Source organism: Rhodoferax potami, assembly GCF_032193765.1.
GTDB classification, from domain to species: domain Bacteria; phylum Pseudomonadota; class Gammaproteobacteria; order Burkholderiales; family Burkholderiaceae_C; genus Allorhodoferax; species Allorhodoferax potami.
Genome location: NZ_JAVBIJ010000001.1, coordinates 1418608 through 1441290 on the forward strand (window position 1 = coordinate 1418608; position 22683 = coordinate 1441290).

Below are 22683 nucleotides of genomic sequence, written 5' to 3' on the forward strand. Positions count from 1 at the left end.
GAAAGAAACCACTATGAAATTGATAGCTGCTTCCGCACATTCCACGGGCGCTGAGGGCCTAAAAGTCATCGAACTGGCAAACACCGAAGACCCCCGCGCGCTGGACCTCGCAGGCGTCGCCCGCATCGACCTGAACTTCCCCAAGTTCACCGACGGCCGCGCGTACAGCCAGGCCTTTTTGCTGCGCCGGCGCCTGGGCTTCACCGGCGAACTGCGCGCTACCGGCGACGTGCTGATCGACCAGCTGGTGCAAATGGAGCGCACAGGTTTTGACGTGGCCGTGCTGCGCGCTGACCAGAACATCGACTTCGCACAACGCCAGTTCGACCGTTATCGCGGCTTCTACCAAGGCGACGCGGTGACCGTGAAGCCGCACTTTGCCCGCGAAGGCGAAGCAGCATGAGCGCCGAAACATCCTCTTTAGGCAACCGTTTTGCGGTGCAAGTGCAGCCTGCAGGCAGCGCCATGGCTCGCAACGCCGAAGCCAGCGGCGAGTACATCATCAAGCTGGCCGAAGCCCAAGGCGTGCTGTCCCAAGCCGCAGCCCAATACGCGGGTGCGGATGGCGATGCCGCCACTGTCACCCAAGCGTCCAGCCTGGGCGCTGAGGACGTGGTCATCAGCCACCTGATCAACAGCTTGAAGCTGGACATCGGCATCTTCGTGCTGGAAACTGGTGCCCTGCACCAAGAAACCCTGGACCTGCTGGAGCGCTTCAAGGCGTCCAGCCGTGCTACGGTCACGGTGTACCAGCCGGTGAATGAATCGGTGGTGCAGTTTGTGGACCGCGAAGGCAAAGACGCGATGTACAAAAGCATTGCCCTGCGCAAAGCTTGCTGCGGCATCCGCAAGATGGAGCCACTGGAGCGCGCGCTCAAGGGCAAAGAAGCTTGGATCACCGGCTTGCGCCGCGAGCAGTCCGGCGCCCGCGCCGATGTGCCTTTGGTGGACAGCTCTGAGCCCCGCATCAAGATCAACCCCCTGGCCAACTGGACTTGGGGTGATGTGTGGCATTACATCCAAACCAACAAGCTGGACTACAACCCCCTGCACGACCAGTTCTTCCCCAGCATCGGCTGCGAGCCTTGCACCCGCGCCATCAGCCTGGGTGAAGACTTCCGCTCCGGCCGCTGGTGGTGGGAGGACGAGGCTGCCAAAGAATGCGGCCTGCACGTGAAACATGAAGAAGCCAAAGCATGAACGCCATGACTGAACCCACCCATTTCGACCGCCTCTCCAACCAGCACCTCGATGCGCTGGAAGAAGAAACCATCTTCATTCTGCGCGAGGTGGCGGCTGCGTTTGAGCGCCCCGCCCTGCTGTTCTCGGGCGGCAAAGACTCGCTGGTGATGCTCAAGTGCGCAGAGAAGGCGTTCGGCGTCGGCCGCATTCCTTACCCGCTCTTGATGATCGACACTGGCCACAACTTCCATGAAGTGACCGACTTCCGCGACTTCCGCGCCAAGGAACTGGGTGCCGAGCTGATCGTACGCAGCGTGGAAGACTCCATGGCCCGTGGCACCGTGCGCCTGGCCCACCCCGGCGAGAGCCGCAATGTGCACCAGTCGGTCACCCTGCTCGAAGCCATCGACGAATTCCGCTTTGACGCGCTGATCGGCGGCGCCCGCCGCGACGAAGAGAAGGCCCGCGCCAAAGAGCGCATCTTTTCTCATCGCGACAGTTTCGGCCAATGGCAGCCCAAGGCCCAGCGCCCAGAGTTGTGGACCCTGTTCAACACCCGCCTGCAGCCCGGCGAACACTTCCGCGTGTTCCCCATCAGCAACTGGACCGAGCTGGACGTGTGGCAATACATCGAACGTGAAAAGATCGCGCTGCCAAGCCTGTACTACACGCACAAACGCGATGTGGTCGAGCGCAAGGGCCTGCTGGTTCCGGTGACGGAGCTGACGCCACCGAAGGAAGGCGAAACCATCGAGAGCCGCGACGTGCGCTTCCGCACCGTAGGCGACATCACCTGCACCTGCCCGGTGGAGAGCCTGGCCGCCACCGCTGCCGACATTGTGATCGAAACGCTGGCCGCCGACGTGAGCGAGCGCGGCGCCACCCGCATGGACGACAAGACTTCTGAGGCTTCCATGGAGAAGCGCAAAAAGGACGGATACTTCTGATGACCGCTACGAATACGATAGCTGCTCCCGCATATTCCACGGGCGCTGGCAGCACAAATGACACTTCATCTGCCCTGCGCTTCATCACTTGCGGCAGCGTGGACGATGGCAAGAGCACACTGATCGGCCGCCTGTTGGTGGACAGCAAAGCGGTGCTGCAAGACCAGTTAGCCAACGTCTCCAAGAGCGGCGAGGCCGACCTGGCGCTGTTTACCGACGGCCTCTCTGCCGAGCGCGAGCAAGGCATCACCATCGACGTGGCCTACCGCTACTTCGCCACCCCCACCCGCAAGTTCATCATTGGCGATGCGCCCGGCCACGAGCAGTACACCCGCAACATGGTCACGGCCGCCAGCAGTGCCCATGCTGCCGTGGTGCTGGTGGACGCCACCAAACTGAAGTGGAATGTGGACGGCCTGGTGGACCTATTGCCCCAGACCCGCCGCCACAGCCTGCTGGTCAACCTGCTACGCGTGCCCGGCATCATCTTTGCCGTGAACAAGCTCGACGCTTTGGGCGACGATGCCACCGCCGCGTTTGCCAAGATCAGCGAAGCGCTGCAAGCCTTTGCCCAACAAGCTGGCATTGCTGTCACGGCAACCATCCCCATGTCCGCGCTCAAGGGCCACAACGTGGTGGAAGCCACGCCCGGATGGTGCGGCTACCAAGGCCCGAGCCTGTTGGCACTGCTGGAAACGCTGCCTGTCACCGCAGCTGAGACCGATGTGCCCTTCGCTTTCCCGGTGCAGTGGGTCGAAAAGTTTCACAACTCGGCCGACACCACCCAAGGCCGCCGCGTGTTCTGGGGCCGTGTGGCCACTGGCACCGTGCAGGTGGGCGACACCGTCAGCATCCACCCCAGCGGCCAGACCGCCGTGGTGGCCCAAGTGGTGAACCACGCCCGTGTGCCCGGCAGCGTTGCCGCAGGCCATGGCGCCGGCATCACGCTGGACCGCGAAGTGGATGTGTCCCGTGGCGACTGGTTGCTGGCCCAAGTCACGCCCGCCGCAGACCCGGACGACGAATTCGCGGATACCCCCAAACCGCGTGCTTTTGCCGAAGCCACCCGCGAAATCAAGGCCACGGTGGCCTGGATGGACGATGAGCCCTTGGTTGCGGGCCGCGTGTACCTTGCGTTGCATGGCCACCGTTGGATCAAGGCCAAGGTCAAGCGCATCGTGCACAGCCTGGACATCAACACCTTGCAAGAGCACGATGCGACCGAGATTGCGCCCAACGCCATTGGCCATATCGAGCTCGCGCTGCAAGAGGCAATCACCGCCGTTCCTTACGCGCAAAGCCGTGTGCTGGGCTCGCTGATTCTGGTGGATACCGCCACCCACAAGACCTCCGGCGCCCTGCTGCTGAGTTGATACAACGCAAAGGAGATGCCCCCGTGACAAGGGGCGTCTGCAAAACCCAATAAAATCAAGGGCTTGGCATTTATGTGCCCGCCCTCTTATTTACTGCTCTCAAACAACATGACACACATCGTCACCGAAGCCTGTATCAAGTGCAAATACACCGACTGCGTGGACGTGTGCCCCGTGGATTGCTTCCGCGAAGGCCCCAATTTCCTGACGATCGACCCCGATGAATGCATCGACTGCGCCGTCTGCATTCCCGAGTGCCCCGCCAACGCGATCTACGCGGAAGAAGACGCACCCAAAGACCAGCAGCACATGATTGCCCTGAACGCAGAACTCGCCCGCTTGCCCGGCTGGAAAAGCATCACCAAGCGCAAGGCACCTCTGGCAGATGCCGACGACTGGAAGGACAAGACCGGCAAGCTCTCGCAGCTGATCCGCTGATCACAAATTCGGCATGGCTGCCCCTGTGATTGAAGCCGATGCCGTCGTCATCGGAGCGGGCCCGGTAGGCCTGTTCCAAGTGTTCCAACTGGGCCTGCACGAAGTGCAGGCCCATGTCATTGATGCCCTGCCCTACGCTGGCGGCCAATGCATGGAGCTCTATGCCGACAAGCCGATCTACGACATCCCCGGCACACCGGTCACCACCGGCCGCGGCCTCACGCAAAGTCTGCTGCAGCAGATAGCGCCTTTTCAGGCGCAAATGCATTTCTCCCAGTTGGTCGAATCGGTCACCCGTTTGGAGAATGGTCGTTTGCACGTGGTCACCGACGCAGGCACCACATTCATCACCAAAGCCTTGTTTGTAGCCGCCGGTGTAGGTGCTTTCGTCCCGCGCAAACCGGCTGTTCCGGAGCTTGAGCCTTTCGAGAACCTCCAGGTGCATTACCCCCACGACGCCGCCCTGCCGGAAGGCAGTTTGCAGGGTGCCCACGTCGTGGTACTCGGTGGTGATGAATCAGCCGTTGCTGCGGCTTTGCAAGCGGCACATGCGCCAGTGGATGCCCATCGTCCTGCCAGTGTGACCTTGATCCACCGGCGCGATGTTTTCACGGGTGAGCCCGCCACACTGCAGCAACTCGATGCCGCTCGCGCGAGCGGCACCATCCGGGTTTTGCCAGCGCAGGTCACCGGATGCGGGACTGATGGTTCGCGCTTGAATTCATTGCGCGTATTGACGGCGGAAGGCACCGAGATATCTGTGGCCGCTGATCATGTGCTGGTGCGCTTGGGAGTTTCACCAAAGATGGGACCGATTGCCGACTGGGGTTGGACCCTTGAGCGCAAGCAGGTGCCGGTGAGTACAGAGACCTTCCAGAGCGAAATTCCAGGAATTTTTGCAGTCGGCGATATAAATTTTTATCCAGGAAAGCGAAAATTGATTTTGAGTGGCTTTCATGAGGCTACACTAGCGACTTTCGCAGCGATGGCCTTTATTTCTCCCGAGAAAAAAGTGCTCTTGCAGTACACCACCACGAGCCCGCGATTGCATCAGCTTCTCGGTGTTGGAACCCAAGAAAAAAGTTAGCGACAGAATCTAAAAATTTAGCGTGTTTCTAAAATCACTTAAAAAACACGCTATAATTTGAGGCTTCATTCCTCAATAGCTCAGTTGGTAGAGCGCCGGACTGTTAATCCGTAGGTCCCTGGTTCGAGCCCAGGTTGAGGAGCCAAATTAACCCGCAAGGGTCTTTAAAAACCCCGCTGCGATCGCAGTGGGGTTTTTTCTTTTCCGGCAGGAAACGTGCTGCATGAAAGACCATTACGCCAGTCTCGGATTGAACAGTGCAGCCACACTGGCTGACATCAAAAAAGCCTTCCGTCAAAAGGCTGCGCAGTATCACCCCGACCGCAATCCAGATCCCAACGCGGGCGCTTATTTCCGTGAAGTCCAAGAAGCCTACGATGTGCTCTCGGACACCGACAAGCGTCAGGCCTATGACGACAATCGCAGACGAGGCTTGCTCGACAACCCCCTGGACACTGCACGCGACATCTGGTCCACCTATTTCTCCCGCATTCTTTGAAAAGGCAAATAGCATGAGCCTCTCCCCCTTCTTTCATCACCTGCGCAGCGCCTACCAAGCCGAACTGGACGACCTGACCTCGGACTCCGAAGGCAGCAACATCCTGGCCAAGAAACTGGCAGAGCGCCGCAAAGAACTGAAGTTTTTGTTGAGCATGCTGGAGTTGAGCCCTGAGATGGTGGCAGTTGTGTTCCATCAGGGCTTCCGTTTCAAGCGCCCTGCTGTGATGGAAGAACTGGTACGCCAGGAGTCGGAGGACCTGCCGGAATGGGACTCGCTGGCCGACGCTGTAGAGCTCGCCCCATGGGCCCACACCTTGGCCCAGCAGGTGCTGCAACAACCAGCAGGCGCCTGGTTTATGAGCGTGGCGGCCGCACTGGAATATCTGCTGAACAAGCCAGATGCGCGATTCGCTGCAGCGGACGAATCTGATGACGAAGAGGATGACCGCGACGACATCGAGCGTGACCCCGAAGGCATGGACGAAGACGAACGCCAAAGCCGTGTGAACGAAGAAGAAGGCGCTGCCTGGATGGTCGAGCAAGGCTTCGACCACAAAGAATAAAACCCGAGCCCGCACCAAGAGGACGCCCCTGTGAGCCAATTAGCCCTGATTGAAAAAACCCAAGCCCTGATCGCTGCCGGCGATATCGTGGGGGCTGAGTCCGTGTTGACGGAGCTTGCCGACTCTGAGGGCGACGGCGCCCTGATGGTGGTGCTGGAGCAGCTGCCTGCCAAAGACATTCTGGCGGTGATCCGCGAGTACGACGACTCCAAAGAATCCATCGTGAATTTGCTCATCACACCGCAGCAGTTTGCGCATGCGGTAGTCATCGAAAAGCAATACAAAGACCTGACGCGCACCCACTTGCGCGGCATGATGAACTCGGTGATCTTCCGGGATGACGCGGTGGATGCCATTGAGTTTTTGACGGCTATCGGTGATCTGGAAGGTGGCAGCGAAGCGCTGGCCGATTACTTCACTGAAAAGTGGAGCCGCGTGGAGGCGTTTGCCCGCAGTGGCACGTTTGACACCGTCGAAGATGACGGCGAAATCTTGTCGGAGCAGGCGCTGTACCAATCTGCCTACGTGCGCCCGCGCGTCGATCTGGATGAGGTGGCGGACCAGGACTGGATGCAAATGGCTTGGCTGCTACGCCATGAGCTCCCCGACCTTTTCATCGAAATGCTGATTGTGTTGCGAGCCAAGGCCCGTGCGTTTGACCTGGGCCTTGACGAAGAAGAAGTGGCCGAAGAGGAAGACGACGGCAAAGTCGAAACCGGTGACACCGACCGCGGCAAAGCCACACCCGCTGCCCGCGAAGACGACGAAGAGTCCGCCATTTAATCCATTTGCTCCAGCGCCATGTCCGTTGCACCCCAATCCGTATCCCTGTTTGATAGCCGCCCTTTCTTTGAAAAGGCGCTCACGCATGGCATAGAACACGGCCTGATCGGGCAAGACAAACTCGATGCCATCCGGGCCGATGCGCCCAAGGGCATGGTGCAGATCGCGCGCTATTTCGGGACCGAGTACTTGCGGCCCGAATTGGAGCTTGCCAGAGACCGCATCGTCAACCTGGTCAGTCTGCATCTGGCCCATAGCACTGAGGGCGACCTCCACCGTGCGGCCGAGCTGCTGCGGGACCACAGCTTTCTCTCCCGCTCCAAAGCGGGCTCCGACATGCTCAAAGCTCTGATCACCATGCCGCAGACGACCCACTTCGGGATGAACGAGCGCAGCGGCTTTCGCGATGAGCACATTCCCCTGCTCGCCAAATGGAGCCTCAAAACCCTGACCGAATACCAGATGGAGTTGGCTAGCCGGAGCCGGGCTGCCGCGGTGGTGGATGCGGCCATCTGGATGGCCGGGCAAATGGGCATGGATGTTGAAGAACTCGAAGAGGCTGGCAAAGACGCAGAAGCCGTCATCCGCACCGCCTTATTGGCCCGCGCCTGCAAACGCAGCAGCCTGCCCGACTGGGTTACTTTCGAAAAAATGATTCTGGCCTTGCGCAAGCGCTATCTGGCCAAACCTGGCAAGTTGCCGTTGACCGTGCCCGCCGATCTTCCTGCCGAATGGACAGAACTGGTGGAGTCCATACGCGACTCAGTCTGGGCAGACTCCGTCAAATGGCTGGAATCTGACCTGTCGGTGCGCAAGCTGTTTGACCAGACGCCCGCATTCATGGGCCGGTATTTTTGGCTCGAGGACGCCATCCTAGAGGTGGATCAATTCGACAAGAATGTTTCCAAGGCTTGGGCCAAGGCCACCGGTGGCAATGATGACGAAAGCTCCTTGCTCACCCTGTTCTTGTGCATGGCCGCTGGTAGCCCGGCCAAAACAGTGCTTACCGAAAAGGCAGCCTCGACCTTGGTAAAGAAGATCCGGAAATCTGGATTGCAGCCCGCCCTGCCCTTGCAGTTCATCGAAGCCAACGCGCCTGCTGAACACCTGGAAGACTACGCAAGCCTGTGGAACAACTTTATCGAAGAGTCGAGCGCCACCCTAGCGAGTGACCACGACTACACCTTCAACGATGCAGTGGCGTTAGTGCGCCGCGAATGCAACGTCCGCGGCTGAGGTAGAGCCCGCTCACACCTGAATGGTAATTTGCGTCTGGATACCGAGGCCATCGATACCGGCACAAACCGTTTGCCCGGCACGCAAATAGACGGGCGGCTTTTGCCCCATCCCCACCCCAGGGGGGGTGCCAGTCGAGATCACATCACCGGGCTGCAAGCTCATAAAGCGGCTCAGATAAGCAATCAAAAAACGAACCCCGTACACCATGGTGGCGGTACTGCCGTTTTGAAAACGCTTGCCATCCACATCCAGCCACATGGAGAGCGCTTGCGGGTCTGGCACCTCGTCAGTCGTTACCAACCACGGGCCAAGTGGGCCGAAAGAATCACACCCTTTACCCTTGTCCCAGGTGCCGCCTCGCTCCAATTGATACTCGCGCTCGGAGACATCGTTGACCACGCAGTACCCGGCAACGTGAGACAGAGCATCAGACTCGTCGATATAGCGCCCCCCTTTTCCGATCACGACGCCTAGCTCGACCTCCCAATCGGTTTTGCGCGACCAAGGAGGGATCTGCAGCGGGTCATTGGGCCCTGTGATGGCGCTAGTCCACTTGCTAAACACCACCGGCTCCGGTGGAACTTGCATTCCACTTTCGGCGGCATGGTCTGAATAATTGAGACCAATGCATATGAACTTGCCCACCCCACTCACACAAGCCCCCAATCGGAAATCCTTTTGGGGCACGCCCGGCACCGTGGGTAGCTGTTCCACCTCCAGCAGCGCCAAACGCGCAAGAGTCTCAGGCGCAAGGGCCAAGCCGCCGACATCAGTCAGGTGCTCTGACAAGCACCGCACACGCCCTGCCGCATCCAGCAAGCCCGGTTTTTCCTGCCCGGGTGCACCATAACGAACAAGCTTCATGACATTCCTTGGTTAACACATCACACAATCGGGGTATTCTGCCCCGCTCTTGCCAAAATTTCGGACTCGGGCTCCGCTCCTTGTAGTACCCCCACGATAAGGGGTAAAGTGAGGGACACTCAACCCCTTTTCCGGCGAGACCATGAGCCCCCAACTCAACAGCAAACCATCTACACACAGCAGCCAGGCGGCTGAGAGCAAATTCCAGCTCCTGCTGTTCCGCCTCGGGGACTCGACCGGCAGCGAGCGCAGCGAGCTATTCGGCATCAATGTGTTCAAGGTGCGCGAAATCGTGGTGGCGCCTGAAATCACCAGCATCGTGAATGCACCACAACACGCCCTCGGGCTGGCCAATGTGCGCGGGCAATTGATTCCGGTGATCAACCTGCCTGCACTCGCGGGCTGTGTCCCGAAAACCGACTCCAAAATCGTGCTCGTGACCGAGTTTGCCCGCACAACCCAGGCGTTTTTGGTGGACGAAGTGGTCGAAATCATCCAGCTCGACTGGAAACACCTGATCGCCTCTGACAACAACAGCTCCGGCTTGCTCTCAGGCGTTGCCCGTATCGATGGCGATGCCACAGACTCCCGCTTGGCACAGGTCCTCGATGTGGAGCAAATCATCCGCAACGTGTTCCCCAACAGCCAAACAGAGTCCTCAAGCAACATCCAGAAAATCAAGCTGCCCGAAGGCTCCACCATCCTGTTTGCCGACGACTCCGCCATCGCCCGCATGCTGGTGGAGGAAAGCCTCAAGTCCATGGGAGTGTCTTACGTCGCCGTCAAAAACGGCAAAGAAGCGTGGGACCGTCTGGCCCAGATTCACAGCGATGCGGTCGCCCACGGTAAGCGGGCCAGCGACAAAGTCGCGTTGGTGCTGACCGATCTGGAAATGCCCGAAATGGACGGCTTTACCCTTACCCGCAGTATTAAAAACGACAACCGGTTCGCGGGTATTCCGGTGATTGTGTATTCATCCCTGACCGGCAGTGCCAGCGAAGGCCATGCCACCGGCGTGGGCGCTGACGCCTATGTCGCCAAGTTTGAGCCCCACGAGCTGGCCGACGCCATCAGCACCACCTTGAGCCGGGGCTGATTTCAGGGCCGCAACCGCTGCAGGGGCTAGCGCAAGTGCTTGTAAAGCCGGGCCTTGAACAGCTCGGCGATCGAGGTCTGCCGTGAACCGGGCACCAACTCAAACGGCTCACCGGCACGCAGCTGCCCGGGCTCATCAACCGCCAGATAAAAGCCACAGTGGCCACTCAGCGCCATGGCTTTGACAGCGCCTGCAAAACCCATGGCCGCATTGAACTTGAAACAAGGTTCCCGCGGCTGCACCACCCGCAGCGCGCAATCGCCAAATCGCAGCACATCGCCCACCCACACCTCGTTTTCTAAGAGGCCTGCCAGCGTCAGGTTCTCGCCCATAGAGCCAAAGGGCAAGCTGTCATCGAAACCGCTGGCGCCAGCCGCCCGGCGCGCTTCTTGCCAAAAACCGTAGTGCTCCGAGGGGTAGGCATACACCGCCTTGTCCAGCCCGCCGTGCACTGAGGGGTCCGCCTGCTCATCTCCCAGCAAACCCAGCGGCGTCACCGGGGTGGGTCCGTCAACCGAGGTTTTGTGAATCGCCGTCAAGATGCTGCGACCCTGGATCTGCACCTTGCGGGCGAGCCCCACCTGAACACTGAGCAGCTGTCGCGTCATGACCGGGCCCTTTAGAGTTGCTGGTACACCGTGTGGCCGCTGCGGCTGGAGTACTTGGTTTTGGCGTCCATTTGCTCCACCTGTACCGCCGCATGGCGGCCGGCATACACCTGCTGGCGGAGCCAGTCGAACTCGGTGTGCAGCGCGGCATCGTCGCTCAGGCGGGTGGCCCACACACGCTGGTCTCCGTTCCACCGATAGCCGCGGGCCTTGAGCAGGTCTTTCGCCTCAAAAGGGGCGTTGGTCGCGCTCAATCGATAGCTAGGGTTGCCGGCGGCATAGAGCAGGTGTGCAAGGCCAGTCTGGGTGGTGTCTGCAGCGGCCTTTGGCAAAGGGGCAGCCAGCACTGCCAACAGCGCATGGCAATCCATCTCCGCACGGTGAGCGTCGTAAAACAGGCCCAGCTCCGCCGCCAGGCTCTCCAGCTTGGCAGACCCGCGTCCTTGGGCTTTCCAATCGATGTCAGCAAAAGAGCATGCCCACGCCAGCCCGGCAAACGCCGGTAGCCGCGCCTCCACAAACGGGCGGTCAAATCCTGCGTTATGGGCGATCACCACATCCACGCCCTGCAGCATATCGGCAATGCGGGCCTCGTCCAGTGCCTGGCCTTGCACCTGGGCATCTTCAATACCGGTGATGGCAACTATCTCAGGGGGAATCGGCTTGCCCGGGTCTTCCAAACCGTCATACACCTGCACGGGCCCGACCGGCAGCCCGGTTTCGGTATCGACCGAAACCCGCAGCAGCGCGAGTTCGATGATTTTTTCTTTGGCCTGATCCAGGCCGGTGGTTTCTGTATCCAGCACCAGGATGGTTTTCACGCCGCTGTGCGCCTCGCCGGGCCACTGCAAGCATGGCTTTAGACGGCGCTGCACCTTGTAATCGGCATGGGCCTCGAGGGCGCGGGCCATAGCCTCGGCGTCCATCAAGGGGGCCTGAGTGGCGGGCACTGCTTTGGGCCTTTTGGCGGCCGAAGCCTTGGGACTGCGACTGGCGCGTTTGGGTGGATCGAGGTCCAACGTGGGCAGATCAGCCAAAAAAGCGAAGCCGAGTTGGGGGTTAAAAGCTTGGGTCACGGTGCGCCTGAGAAAAACGGGAATCCCGTTGCCGGGAGAGGCCGACATTATTGCCCCTATCATCCCTCGCACCCTCTTGAAGACCCTCTGAATCTCGCTATGCAAATCACTATTCTTGTCGGCACCGTCAATGGCAACGCCCAAAGCGTGGCCGAGGCGCTCCAGTTTTGTGCCGACGATATCGGCGCCACCATCGATGTCCTGCCGATGGACGGCCTCGACATCAGCGTATTCGACACGCCCGGCACCTTCATCATCTGCACCTCCACCACCGGCGCCGGTGACGTGCCGGGCAATGCAGTGGGCTTGCTCAGTAGCCTGGATGCACAAGCCAAATACCTCGGGCACGTGCGCTACGGCCTGGTTGCGCTGGGCGACAGCAGCTATGGCGACAGCTTTTTGGGCGGCGGCAAACAATTCGACGCCAAGCTGCAAGACCTGGGTGCCCGCAAAATGGGCGACATCTGTGTGCTCGACGCCATGGAAACCATGACCCCAGAAGACGATGCCGTGGCCTGGCTCCAGAGCTGGACGGTCGAGTGGGCGACACTTAAGTAACAAATATGCCGCTAGCGCAGGCAAAATAAGCGCCTCTAGCTTCTTTTTTGATAGCAAACCATGCACCTCCAAGCCGCATCCCCTGCACAGCGCCTGCGTCCCCTCAAAGGCACCCGCATCCTGAGCCTTGCGCTCAATCTGCCCGGGCCTGCGGCGCTGATGCGCTGTCGCGACATGGGGGCGACTTGCATCAAGCTGGAGCCGCCCGCACCGGCAGGCTCACGGGCAGGCGCTTCCGGCGATCCGATGGGGCTTTACAACCGCAAGGCTTATGACGTCATGCACCAGGGCATGCGGGTGGTTGCCGCGGACTTGAAGACCGAAGCCGGTCAGCGCGCCCTGCACAAAGAGCTGGTCAAGGCGGATGTGCTGCTCACCTCCTTCCGCCCCAGCGCCCTCAAAAAACTGGGGCTGGAGTGGAAAGCCCTGCGCAAACAATACCCCGAGCTATCAATGGTCGCCATCGTCGGGGCACCGGGTGCCCGCGCAGAAGAGCCCGGGCACGACCTCACCTACCTGGCTGAAAACGACCTCGTCACCGGCCTGGAAATGCCCCCCACCCTCTATGCAGACATGGGCGGCTCACTGATGACCAGCGAGGCCGTGCTGCAAACCCGCATCCTCAGCCAAGCCAAAGGGAAAGGGGTCTTCCTTGAAATCGCGCTCTCTGATGCTGCGGGCTACCTCGCGCTGCCGCGCAGCTGGGGCTTGACCCAAACGGGTGCCGCCGTGGGTGGTGGCCATGCCGGATACCGGGTCTACCCCTGCAAAGACGGAAGGGTCGCCATGGCGGCTTTGGAGCCCCATTTTTCGGGCCGCTTGGGCGCGGCGGCTGGTCTGCGACAATCGCACCCCTTGGCGATGATGACCCCAGAGGCCCACGCCACTGTGGCCGCCTTTGTGGCCGGCCAAACCCGCGAGCAGCTAGACCTGCTTGCACACACCCAAGATATACCGCTGTTCACGCTGGCTTGAGCCTCTCGGGCTGGCGCAGCCCACTTTGCCAGACCTGATGACTGTTGCCCGCCTACCCGCTCTTACCTCGTTCCGGCTGATTGATATTTTGAAAGTGATTGCAGCCCAATGCATCGTGCTGCACCACTTTTCGGCCTATGGCCCGCTGTCAGAAGCAGCCTCTAGTGCCTTGCCCGAGGTATTTGAGTGGCTGTACGACAACGCCCGCATCGCGGTGCAAGTGTTTCTGGTGATTGCCGGCTATCTGGCCGCCCGCAGCTTCGCCCTCACCAAGCGGCCGGCCAGTAGCGTGTTCAGCGCGATCTGGCAGCGTTACCAGCGTCTCGCACTTCCCTTTGTCGCAGCCTTGCTGCTCACGGTGGTCTGCGCGGCCATCGCCCGGCCTTACCTGCCGGCCGAGGTGGTGCCGGCTGCGCCTACCCTGCCCCAGTTGCTCGCCCATGCCAGCCTGTTGCACAGCGTGTTGAATGTCGAGTCTCTGTCTGCCGGTGTCTGGTATGTGGCCATCGACTTTCAGCTCTACGCCACCCTGGCCCTGGTGCTGTGGCTGGGCGGTGGCAAGCGCTGGCTGAGCCTTGCGCTGGTGGCCTTGCTGTGTGCCGCATCCCTCACTTGGTTCAATGCCGATGCGGATTGGGACATCTGGTCGGTGTACTTTTTCGGGGCCTACGGCTTGGGCGCCTTGGCCTGGTGGGCAGGTTTGCGCGCACGGCACGGCTGGTATGCCGTGGCGCTGTACGCCACGGCCCTCAGCGTCGGATTGGCGTCACTGGCCATCAATTTTCGCGAGCGTATTGCCCTCGCCATCAGTGTGTCGGCCTTGCTGGCCAGCTTCGGCACCTGGCAACTGCGCCTGCCGCGCTGGCTCGATGCGGCAGTGAGCCTGCTCAGCCGCACGTCGTATGCGCTCTTTTTGGTCCACTACGGCGTGCTCTTACTGGCCAATGCCGCTTGGGCCGAAATAGGCTCCGACGATGGCGATGCTGCCCTCTTGTTCATGGCCGCCAGCTGGTTGGTGGCGCTGGGTACCAGCCATTTGTTTCATACCCAGGTGGAACAACGCATCGCCCTCTGGCGCAGTGCGCCTGGCAGCGGCGTAGCGCCTCAGAGCGCCAAGTAAAATCTATCCCTTCAACATCTAGAAAGACTCGCTATGGGCGCGCAATGGAAAGCAAAGGGCAAGGCCCTGGTGGCCGATGCCAAAGGCCGGCTGTTTACCAAACTGGTGAAAGAAATTACGGTAGCCGCCCGCGGCGGCCCCGACCCGGCTGCCAACGCCAAACTGCGCCTGGTGGTCGAACAGGCCCGCAAGGTCTCGATGCCCAAAGAAACGCTGGAGCGCGCCATCAAAAAAGGTGCCGGCCTGACAGGCGAGGTCATCAACTACGAACACGTTATCTACGAAGGCTTTGCGCCTCACCAGGTAGCGGTGATGGTGGAGTGCCTGACCGACAACGTGAAACGCACCGCCCCTGAAATGCGCGTGTTGTTCCGCAAAGGCCAGCTGGGCACCAGTGGCTCGGTGGCATGGGACTTCAACCACCTGGGCATGATCGAAGCCTCCCCTACCGCGGCCGACTCGGACGCTGAAGTGGCCGCTATTGAAGCCGGCGCACAAGACTTTGAAGCCGGTGACGAAGAAGGCAACACCGTGTTCTACACCGACCCCGCCGACCTGGACTTGGTGGCCCGCGCCCTGCCCAACTTCGGCTTCAACGTGCTGTCGATGAAGCTGGGCTACAAGGCCAAAAATCCTGTCGACCCCACCAGCCTGAGCGCCGAAGCGCTGGAAGAAGTGGAAGCCTTCCTGGCCGCCATCGACGGCAACGACGACGTGCAAAACGTGTACGTGGCGCTGGCGGGTTGAAGCAGCTAACTGCCGCCGCTCTGGCGGCACTCTGGGCGGCGGGGCTGGGTTGGGGCATCTTCCAACACCGCCTGCCGCCCTTGGTTTTGGTGCTCGCTCTTGCGCTAAATGTCGCGACCTTTGTCGCTTACTGGTTGGACAAGCGCGCTGCCCGCGCCCGCCAATGGCGCATTCAAGAAAAGACCATGCACTTGCTGGCCCTTGCCGGCGGCTGGCCCGCCGCGCGACTGGCGCAGCAGGTGTTGCGACACAAGACCGTCAAGCCCGGTTTTCAGGCGATGTATTGGCTGACGGTGTGGGCGCACCTCGCTGCACTGGTCGCCTACGTGTTCTGGGACCGGATCAAATCGCTCCTGAATTCATAGCTACTCGCGCACATTCCACGGGCGCTAGAGGCAGATTTGACCTAAATCCGCCTCTAAAACACTATCAGGAAGCCAACTCCAGCGGCTTGCTCTTCCAGATCTTGTCGGCGTATTCGCCGATGGTGCGGTCGGCAGAGAACAGGCCCATGGCGGCTACGTTGCGCAGGGCTTTGACGGACCACGCTTCTTTGTTCTGGTAGGCCACGTCCACCTGCTCTTGCGCCGTGATGTAGGCAGCGTAGTCAGCCAGCAGCAGGTAGTGGTCACCCCAGTTCACCAGCAGGTCGTAAATGCTCTGGAAGCGGCCGGGCTCGTCGGGACTGAAGACACCATCGCGAACGGCTTCCAGCACCGCAGTCAGCTCAGCGTTGCCCTCGGCAATGGCGCGTGGCTGGTAGCCAGCGGCGCGGGTGGCGGCCACCTGCGGCGTGGTCAGGCCGAAGATGAAGATGTTGTCGGCACCCACGTTCTCCAGGATTTCGACGTTGGCGCCGTCCAGCGTGCCAATGGTGAGCGCACCGTTCAGGGCGAACTTCATGTTGCCGGTGCCGGATGCTTCGGTACCCGCGGTGGAGATTTGCTCCGACAAATCGGCCGCAGGGATGATGCGCTCTGCCAAGCTCACGCTGTAGTTGGGGATGAACACCACCTTGAGCAGGTTACCCACGCGCGGGTCGTTGTTGATGACGCTGGCCACGTTATTGATCAGGTGAATGATCTGCTTGGCCATGTGATACGCCGAAGCGGCCTTGCCCGCAAACACTACGACACGGGGGACGGTCACCGAGCCGGGGTTGTTGATGATGCGCAAGTAGCGGGTCACCACGTGCAGCACATTGAGCAGCTGGCGTTTGTATTCGTGGATTCGCTTAACTTGCACGTCGTAGAGCGCATCCGTGGGAATGGTCAGGCCCATGTTCGCCTGCACCCAGTCAGCCAGGCGCTGCTTGTTGGCGAGCTTGGCGCCCTGGAATGCTTCGATCACTTTGGGCTGCGTCAGCACTGCGTTCAGGCCGCTGAGCTGCGTCAGGTCACGGCGCCAGCCGGTGCCGACCTGCTTGTCCAGCACCGCCGACAAAGCGGGGTTGGCCTGCGCCAACCAGCGGCGCGGGGTGATGCCGTTGGTTTTGTTGTTGAAGCGCTCGGGCCAGAGGTTGGCAAAGTCGAAGAAGATGCTTTCTTTCATCAGCTCCGAGTGCAGCGCCGACACGCCGTTCACCGAGTGGCTGGTGATGACGGCCAAATAGGCCATGCGCACACGGCGCTCTCCGCCCTCGTCTACCAAACTGACCTTGCGCAACAGCTCGGGGCTGCCGCCGCGCAGCGAGATCTGGTGCAAAAACTGGGCGTTGATGTCGTAAATGATTTGCAGGTGACGCGGCAGGATGCGGCCCATCATTTCCACCGGCCAGGTCTCCAGCGCCTCGTGCATGAGGGTGTGGTTGGTGTAACTGAACACGCCCTGGCACAGGCGCCAAGCGTCGGCCCAGGACAGGTGGTGCTCGTCGAGCAGCAAGCGCATCAGCTCGGGGATGGCCAACACGGGGTGGGTGTCGTTCAGGTGGATGCTGACCTTGTTGGGCAGATTCTCAAAGTTGTCGTGGGTGCGCAGGTAGCGGCGCAACAAGTCTTGCACGCTAGCGCTGCAGAAGAAATACTCCTGGTGCAAGCGCAGCTCTTTGCCGGATGCGGTGGAGTCGTCCGGGTACAGCACGCGGGACACGTTCTCGGAGTGGTTTTTGGTCTCTACTGCCGCAAAGTAGTTGCCGCGGTTAAAGGCGCCCAAATCAATCTCTTGCGTAGCCTTGGCGGACCACAGTCGCAAGGTGTTGGTGGCTTTGGTGGCGTAGCCGGGAATGATGGTGTCATAGGCCATGGCCTGCACGTCGTGGCTGTCCACCCATTGGTAGACGTCGCCCACTTTCACCACATGGCCGCCGAACTGCACGCGGTAGTTCACCTCGGGGCGCGGAAACTCCCACGGGTTGCCGTGGGTGAGCCAGTAGTCCGGCACTTCCACTTGGCGGCCATCCACAATGGTTTGCTTGAACATGCCGTAGTCGTAACGGATGCCGTAGCCAAAGCCGGGAATGTTCAACGTGGCCATGGAGTCCAGAAAGCAAGCGGCCAGGCGGCCCAAGCCACCGTTGCCCAACGCAGCGTCGGGCTCCAGCTCGGTCACCGCGTCGATGTCCACCCCAAAGTCCGCCAAGGCTTGCTTGACCCGCTCGCGCAGGCCCACGGCGAGCATGGCGTTGCTAAAGGTGCGGCCGATCAAAAACTCCATGCTGAGGTAGTACACCCGCTTGGCATCCTGGGCGTACTGGGCGCGGGTGGTGGTCATCCAGCGCTCGACCAGCTGGTCGCGCACGGCATAGGCGGCGGCGTGCAACCAGTCTTCAGGGCGCGCAGCTTCAGGGTCTTTGCCCACCACAAACATCAGTTTGTTGGCGATGGAGCGTTTCAGGGATTCGAGGTCGCGCCCGGGCGCATCAAATTCAAAAGTCACAGGGGCACTCGCAGTAGGGGAAGAGGTGTTGGTCATTCTTGAATCAACCTTTGGTAAAGGTGGGTGTAGTGTCCGGCGGCGGTAGCCCAGTCGAAGGCAAGCTTCATGCCGGTTTGGCGCACGCGGTTCCATTCCGCCTTGCGGTGGTAGAGGGCAAATGCGCGGCGCACCGCCTTGCGGTAGGCGGTTTCGTCAAACACATCGAATACAAAGCCGGTGGCGGTGCGGTCTTCGAGGGTTTCGAGGTCGCTGTCCACCACGGTGTCAGCCAAGCCGCCTACGCGACGCACCAAAGGCAAGCTGCCGTATTTGAGGCCATACATCTGGGTCAAGCCACAGGGCTCAAAGCGCGAGGGCACCAGGGTTACGTCACTGCCGGCGAATACCCGGTGGGCAAAGGATTCGTCATAGCCCAGTTTCACGGCCACCCGGCCGGCGTGGGTTTTGGCGCGCTCGGTGAAGGCCTGCTCCATCCAGGTGTCGCCACTGCCCAGCACCAGCAATTGGCCACCTCGCGACACTATTTCGTCCAGCCCGGCCAGCACCAGCGGCAGACCTTTTTGTTCAGTGAGGCGGCTCACCACGGCGAACAGCGGCGCATCAGGTTCGATAGCCAGGCCCATGGTGCCTTGCAGCATGGCCTTGTTAATTGCTTTGCCTGCCATGTGGCGGGCGTCAAAATTTTGCTCTAGCAAGGCGTCGCTGGTCGGGTTCCAAACCGTGTCATCCACTGCATTCAGGATGCCGCTCAAGGCATCACGCCTTGCCATCAGCAAGCCATCCAGCCCGCAGCCCTGCTCAGGCGTCTGGATTTCGCGGGCGTAGGTGGGGCTCACAGTCGTGATGTGGCTGGCATAAAACAAGCCGGCCTTCATGAAGGAGAGCTGGCCATGAAACTCCATGCCTTGCACGTGAAAAGCCTCGCCCGGCAGACCCAAATCGCCGAAATACTGCGGGCCAAATACGCCTTGGTACGCCAGGTTGTGCACGGTAAATACCGAAGGTACCCGCGTGGCGCCGCGATCGGCCCAGAGTTTGAGGTAAGCACTGGCCAAACCTGCGTGCCAGTCGTGGCTGTGCACCAGTTGGGCGCGCCACAGGCTGTCCATGCCATGCGCCAGATGGGCTGCGGCTTGGCCTAGCGCTGCGAAACGGCGGTGGTTGTCGCCATAGGGCTGCTTGTTGGCATCTTCATACGGGTTGCCGGGGCGCTCGTAGAGCCCAGGCGCGATCAGCACATAAGCGCCCTGCTGCATGTCACCGCGGGCGAGTGCCGGCAAGTCGCCATAGACAACTTCCACCATTTCGCCCCAAGGCATCACAAACGCACCCACCGGGCTGGGGTTGCGCAGGCCCGCCACGATGGCCGGAAAACCCGGCAGCAGCACCCGCACATCGCAGCCTGCTTCATGCAAAGCCGCCGGCAGCGCACCGGCAATGTCAGCCAGCCCTCCGGTTTTGAGCAGAGGGAAAATTTCGGCACTGACTTGCAGGATGCGCATACGCTCTTTCTTCACAATCATTTTTAATATTGCTGCCCCGCCTCAGGGCACCCGCAGAACCGGCTTTGCCGGGCTGCTGGGTGCGCCCCCCTCCCGCCAGAGGCGAGAGAGGGGGGAGACGCGCAGCGGCTCAGGGGGTGCTTAACTTCTTCAGCATGTCTTTGGTGACCAGCACCACGCCGTTGTCGGTGCGCTCAAAGCGTGCCGCATCTGCCACCGGGTCTTCACCGATGACCAAGCCATCAGGCACTTCCACACCCCGGTCAATGACCACACGGCTCAGGCGACAGCCACGGCCGATGGTGACTTCCGGCAAAAGCACTGCCTGGTCAATCACGCAGAACGAATGGATGCGCACGCTGCTGAACAACACCGAGTTGCTGACGATGGAGCCCGACACAATGCAGCCGCCCGACACCATGGTGTTGATGGCCTGGCCGTGCTTGCCATCGGCGTCCTGCACAAACTTGGCAGGTGGCAACTGGCGCTGGCTGGTCCAGATGGGCCAGTTGGTGTCGTAAATATCCAGCTCCGGGGTGACTGAAGCAAGGTCGAGGTTGGCTTCCCAAAAGGCGTCGATGGTACCCACATCGCGCCAGTAGGGCACGGCGTCCGGGGTGGACGACACACAGGACATGGAGAAGGGATGGGCCACCGCCCTGCCCTCGCGCACCACGCGGGGAATCACGTCTTTGCCGAAGTCGTGGCTGGACTCGGGGTTGGCCAAATCGTCTTCGAGCAAGTCGTACAAATATTTGGAATCGAAAATGTAGATGCCCATGCTGGCCAGGGACACCGCGTCGTTGCCGGGCATCGCAGGTGGGTTGGCGGGCTTTTCCACAAACTCGGTGATCTTGCGGCTGCCATCAACGGCCATCACACCAAAAGCGCTGGCTTCGTCGCGGGGCACTTCGATACAGCCCACGGTGCAGCCTGCGCCGCTCTCCACGTGGTCTTTGAGCATCAGCGAGTAGTCCATCTTGTAGATGTGGTCGCCGGCCAGCACCACCACGTACTCGGGCTTGCTGCTTTGGATGATGTCCAGGTTCTGGTAGATCGCATCGGCCGTGCCGCGGTACCAGTGTTCTTCGTCCACCCGCTGCTGGGCGGGCAGCAAATCCACCATCTCGTTGAGTTCGGCACGCAAGAAGCTCCAGCCACGCTGCAAATGGCGCAGCAGTGAGTGCGATTTGTACTGGGTGATGACGCCGATGCGGCGAATGCCGGAGTTCACGCAGTTGGAGAGCGCAAAGTCAACGATACGGAACTTGCCGCCAAAGTACACCGCCGGCTTGGCGCGGCGGTCGGTCAGCTGCTTGAGGCGGGAGCCGCGGCCACCGGCCAGCACCAAGGCGATGGTGCGGCGCACCAGCATGTGGGGCTGCATGTGGCGCTCTTGAAGCGCGAGGTTACGGGTGTTGTCTGTGGTGCTCATGGGTTTGTCTCCTGTCGCTTAGGTTTTTTTGAAAAAATTAGGGCCTGTGCTTCTGTGGCTCAGGTCGTCACGGTGGGCTGGTTCATGCCGGTGAAATGGCGGATGCGGGCCACCATTTCAGCCAAGGCAATCAGGGGTTGCAGTGCCTCTTGGGCCGGGATGTCCTGGCGGCTGGCGTCCGGTTCGTGGCGCTCCAGGTAGACGCGCAAGGTGGCCCCCTCGGTGCCGGTGCCAGAGAGGCGGAACACTACGCGCGAACCATCGGTCAGCACAATGCGCACGCCCTGCTTCTGGCTCACGCTGCCATCCACTGGATCGGTGTAGGCAAAGTCATCCGCAAAGGCCACCGGCAATCCGGCGATGGTGGTGCCACCCAAGGTGGGTAAAGACGCACGCAGGTCGCGCATCAGCGCGTCGGCCTGCTCAATGGGAATGCCTTCATAGTCGTGGCGCGAATATACGCAGCGGCCGTATTGCGCCCAGAGCTCACGCACCAGCGCCTCCACCGATTTGCCGCTGGCGGCAATCAGGTTGAGCCAGAACAGCACCGCCCACAAGCCGTCTTTCTCACGGACATGGCTGGAGCCTGTGCCGTAGCTTTCTTCGCCGCACAAAGTGACTTTGCCGGCATCCATCAAGTTACCGAAAAACTTCCAGCCGGTAGGCGTCTCAAAACATGGAATGCCCAGCGCCTTGGCTACGCGGTCCACCGCGGTAGAGGTGGGCATGGAGCGGGCCACACCGGCAATGCCAGAGCGGTAGCCCGGCACCAAGGTGGCATGAGCAGCGATCACAGCCAGACTGTCGCTGGGCGACACGACAAACTTGCGGCCGACGATCATGTTACGGTCAGCATCGCCATCACTCGCGGCGCCCATGTCGGGTGCGTCGGTGGCAAACAAATGAGCGATCAGGTCTTCGGCATTCACCGGGTTCGGATCCGGGTGCAAACCACCGAAATCTTCGAGTGGGGTGCCATTGACCACCGTGCCTGCGGGAGCACCCAGCTCGCCCTCCAGCAAGGCTTTAGCGTAGGGGCCACCCACGGCGCACATGGCGTCATAGCGCAGGGTGAAGCCGCCTGCAAACAACTTGCGGATGGCGTCAAAGTCAAACAAGCCGCGCATGACCTCGGAGTAATCCGACACGGGGTCGATCACCACCACCTCGGTACTGCCGATGTGCTGGCTGCCCAGAGTGTCCAGGCTGATATCCGCCGTGCTCATGGTGCGGATCTCGCGGACCAGCTTGGTGCGCTCGTAGATGGCGTTGGTGACTTTTTCAGGCGCGGGGCCGCCGTTGGCTACGTTGTATTTGATGCCGAAGTCGCCATCCGGACCGCCGGGGTTGTGGCTGGCCGACAGCACGATGCCGCCGCTGGCGCCATGGCGGCGGATGACAGCGCTGACTGCGGGTGTCGACAAAATGCCGCCCTGCCCCACCAGCACCCGGGCATAGCCCTTGGCGGCTGCCATGCGCAGAATGGTTTGAATGGCTACGCGGTTGTAGAAGCGGCCATCTCCCCCCACCACCAACGTCTGTCCGGCTGCATCCGGCAACACATCAAACAGTGCCTGCACAAAGTTTTCCAGATAACGGGGCTGCTCGAAGACGGTGACTTTTTTGCGCAAACCTGAAGTACCGGGGCGCTGGCCATCAAAGGGCGAAGTGGGCAGTGTGATGCGTGGCATGGTGGTGTGACAGAGGTGGAAATA

Annotated in this window: 23 protein-coding genes and 1 tRNA gene; 17 read left to right on the forward strand and 7 right to left on the reverse strand. The window is 60.9% G+C overall.

What is annotated here, in order from left to right; genetic code table 11:
* The first annotated feature begins 13 nt into the window (after positions 1–13).
* The 11 genes from RAE21_RS06785 to RAE21_RS06835 all read left to right on the forward strand — a co-directional run bounded on the left by RAE21_RS06785 (position 14) and on the right by RAE21_RS06835 (position 8110).
* On the forward strand, positions 14–403 hold the full coding sequence (locus RAE21_RS06785) for a DUF934 domain-containing protein (RefSeq protein ID WP_313880711.1): 390 nt from the start codon (positions 14–16) through the stop codon (positions 401–403).
* Positions 400–1200, forward strand: a complete 801-nt coding sequence (locus RAE21_RS06790; RefSeq protein WP_428983989.1) for a phosphoadenylyl-sulfate reductase — start codon at positions 400–402, stop codon at positions 1198–1200. The genes RAE21_RS06785 and RAE21_RS06790 overlap by 4 nt, the downstream gene beginning before the upstream one ends.
* Entirely contained in the window at positions 1197–2129 is a 933-nt protein-coding gene (cysD, locus tag RAE21_RS06795) for a sulfate adenylyltransferase subunit CysD (RefSeq protein ID WP_087493768.1), read from the forward strand. Before RAE21_RS06790 ends, cysD begins: the two co-directional genes overlap by 4 nt.
* Positions 2129–3502: a sulfate adenylyltransferase subunit 1 gene (locus tag RAE21_RS06800; RefSeq protein ID WP_313880712.1), complete on the forward strand. Its 1374-nt coding sequence runs from the start codon at positions 2129–2131 to the stop codon at positions 3500–3502. Before cysD ends, RAE21_RS06800 begins: the two co-directional genes overlap by 1 nt.
* Positions 3503–3610: 108 nt before the next feature.
* Positions 3611–3940, forward strand: coding sequence for a ferredoxin FdxA (fdxA, locus tag RAE21_RS06805; protein WP_313876095.1), 330 nt, complete (start codon positions 3611–3613; stop codon positions 3938–3940).
* A gap of 13 nt (positions 3941–3953) precedes the next feature.
* Positions 3954–5027, forward strand: coding sequence for an NAD(P)/FAD-dependent oxidoreductase (locus RAE21_RS06810; RefSeq protein ID WP_313880713.1), 1074 nt, complete (start codon positions 3954–3956; stop codon positions 5025–5027).
* 69 nt (positions 5028–5096) lie between these two features.
* Positions 5097–5172, forward strand: a tRNA-Asn gene (locus tag RAE21_RS06815).
* Positions 5173–5250: 78 nt separating this feature from the next.
* Positions 5251–5526: a DnaJ domain-containing protein gene (locus tag RAE21_RS06820; protein WP_313876093.1), complete on the forward strand. Its 276-nt coding sequence runs from the start codon at positions 5251–5253 to the stop codon at positions 5524–5526.
* A 13-nt stretch (positions 5527–5539) separates the two neighbouring features.
* Positions 5540–6091, forward strand: a complete 552-nt coding sequence (locus RAE21_RS06825) for a hypothetical protein (protein ID WP_313880714.1) — start codon at positions 5540–5542, stop codon at positions 6089–6091.
* Positions 6092–6121: 30 nt separating this feature from the next.
* The gene (locus RAE21_RS06830) at positions 6122–6874 is read left to right on the forward strand and encodes a hypothetical protein (protein ID WP_313876091.1); all 753 of its coding nucleotides are present in this window, start codon (positions 6122–6124) and stop codon (positions 6872–6874) included.
* An 18-nt stretch (positions 6875–6892) separates the two neighbouring features.
* Positions 6893–8110 (forward strand): hypothetical protein, encoded by a 1218-nt coding sequence (locus RAE21_RS06835; RefSeq protein ID WP_313880715.1) that lies wholly within the window; start codon positions 6893–6895, stop codon positions 8108–8110.
* Positions 8111–8122: 12 nt separating this feature from the next.
* Here RAE21_RS06835 and RAE21_RS06840 read toward each other — a convergent pair whose 3' ends face one another.
* Positions 8123–8977: a fumarylacetoacetate hydrolase family protein gene (locus tag RAE21_RS06840; RefSeq protein ID WP_313880716.1), complete on the reverse strand. Its 855-nt coding sequence runs from the start codon at positions 8975–8977 to the stop codon at positions 8123–8125.
* 142 nt (positions 8978–9119) lie between these two features.
* Between RAE21_RS06840 and RAE21_RS06845 the strand changes: the two genes are divergently transcribed.
* Entirely contained in the window at positions 9120–10073 is a 954-nt protein-coding gene (locus RAE21_RS06845) for a chemotaxis protein (protein WP_313880717.1), read from the forward strand.
* Between the two features lie 26 nt (positions 10074–10099).
* Here RAE21_RS06845 and RAE21_RS06850 read toward each other — a convergent pair whose 3' ends face one another.
* Both RAE21_RS06850 and RAE21_RS06855 read right to left on the reverse strand, forming a co-directional pair.
* Entirely contained in the window at positions 10100–10681 is a 582-nt protein-coding gene (locus RAE21_RS06850) for an MOSC domain-containing protein (RefSeq protein WP_313880718.1), read from the reverse strand.
* 11 nt (positions 10682–10692) lie between these two features.
* Positions 10693–11757, reverse strand: coding sequence for a 3'-5' exonuclease (locus tag RAE21_RS06855; RefSeq protein ID WP_313880719.1), 1065 nt, complete (start codon positions 11755–11757; stop codon positions 10693–10695).
* 99 nt (positions 11758–11856) lie between these two features.
* On the opposite strand from RAE21_RS06855, the gene RAE21_RS06860 reads away from it, so the two are divergent.
* From RAE21_RS06860 to RAE21_RS06880, 5 genes are read left to right on the forward strand one after another with little or no spacing between them, the layout of a single operon-like run.
* Positions 11857–12315, forward strand: coding sequence for a flavodoxin domain-containing protein (locus RAE21_RS06860; protein WP_313880720.1), 459 nt, complete (start codon positions 11857–11859; stop codon positions 12313–12315).
* A 60-nt stretch (positions 12316–12375) separates the two neighbouring features.
* A complete protein-coding gene (locus RAE21_RS06865) occupies positions 12376–13290 on the forward strand; it encodes a CoA transferase (RefSeq protein ID WP_313880721.1) in 915 nt (304 codons plus the stop codon).
* 37 nt (positions 13291–13327) lie between these two features.
* Positions 13328–14410, forward strand: a complete 1083-nt coding sequence (locus RAE21_RS06870) for an acyltransferase family protein (protein ID WP_313880722.1) — start codon at positions 13328–13330, stop codon at positions 14408–14410.
* 33 nt (positions 14411–14443) lie between these two features.
* Positions 14444–15157 (forward strand): YebC/PmpR family DNA-binding transcriptional regulator, encoded by a 714-nt coding sequence (locus RAE21_RS06875; RefSeq protein WP_313880723.1) that lies wholly within the window; start codon positions 14444–14446, stop codon positions 15155–15157.
* Positions 15154–15522, forward strand: coding sequence for a DUF1294 domain-containing protein (locus tag RAE21_RS06880; RefSeq protein ID WP_313880724.1), 369 nt, complete (start codon positions 15154–15156; stop codon positions 15520–15522). The genes RAE21_RS06875 and RAE21_RS06880 overlap by 4 nt, the downstream gene beginning before the upstream one ends.
* Positions 15523–15586: 64 nt before the next feature.
* On the opposite strand, the gene RAE21_RS06885 is transcribed toward RAE21_RS06880, so the two are convergent.
* The 4 genes from RAE21_RS06885 to RAE21_RS06900 form a co-directional block, all read right to left on the reverse strand.
* Positions 15587–18067 carry a glycogen/starch/alpha-glucan phosphorylase gene (locus RAE21_RS06885; protein WP_428983990.1) on the reverse strand — a complete coding sequence of 827 codons (2481 nt, stop codon included), beginning with the start codon at positions 18065–18067 and terminating at the stop codon, positions 15587–15589.
* Positions 18064–19533, reverse strand: coding sequence for a glycogen synthase GlgA (gene glgA, locus RAE21_RS06890; protein WP_313882670.1), 1470 nt, complete (start codon positions 19531–19533; stop codon positions 18064–18066). The genes RAE21_RS06885 and glgA overlap by 4 nt, the downstream gene beginning before the upstream one ends.
* 130 nt (positions 19534–19663) lie before the next feature.
* The gene (gene glgC, locus RAE21_RS06895) at positions 19664–20968 is read right to left on the reverse strand and encodes a glucose-1-phosphate adenylyltransferase (RefSeq protein ID WP_428983991.1); all 1305 of its coding nucleotides are present in this window, start codon (positions 20966–20968) and stop codon (positions 19664–19666) included.
* Positions 20969–21027: 59 nt separating this feature from the next.
* Positions 21028–22659 carry an alpha-D-glucose phosphate-specific phosphoglucomutase gene (locus tag RAE21_RS06900; protein ID WP_313880726.1) on the reverse strand — a complete coding sequence of 544 codons (1632 nt, stop codon included), beginning with the start codon at positions 22657–22659 and terminating at the stop codon, positions 21028–21030.
* Between the last annotated feature and the right edge of the window lie 24 nt (positions 22660–22683).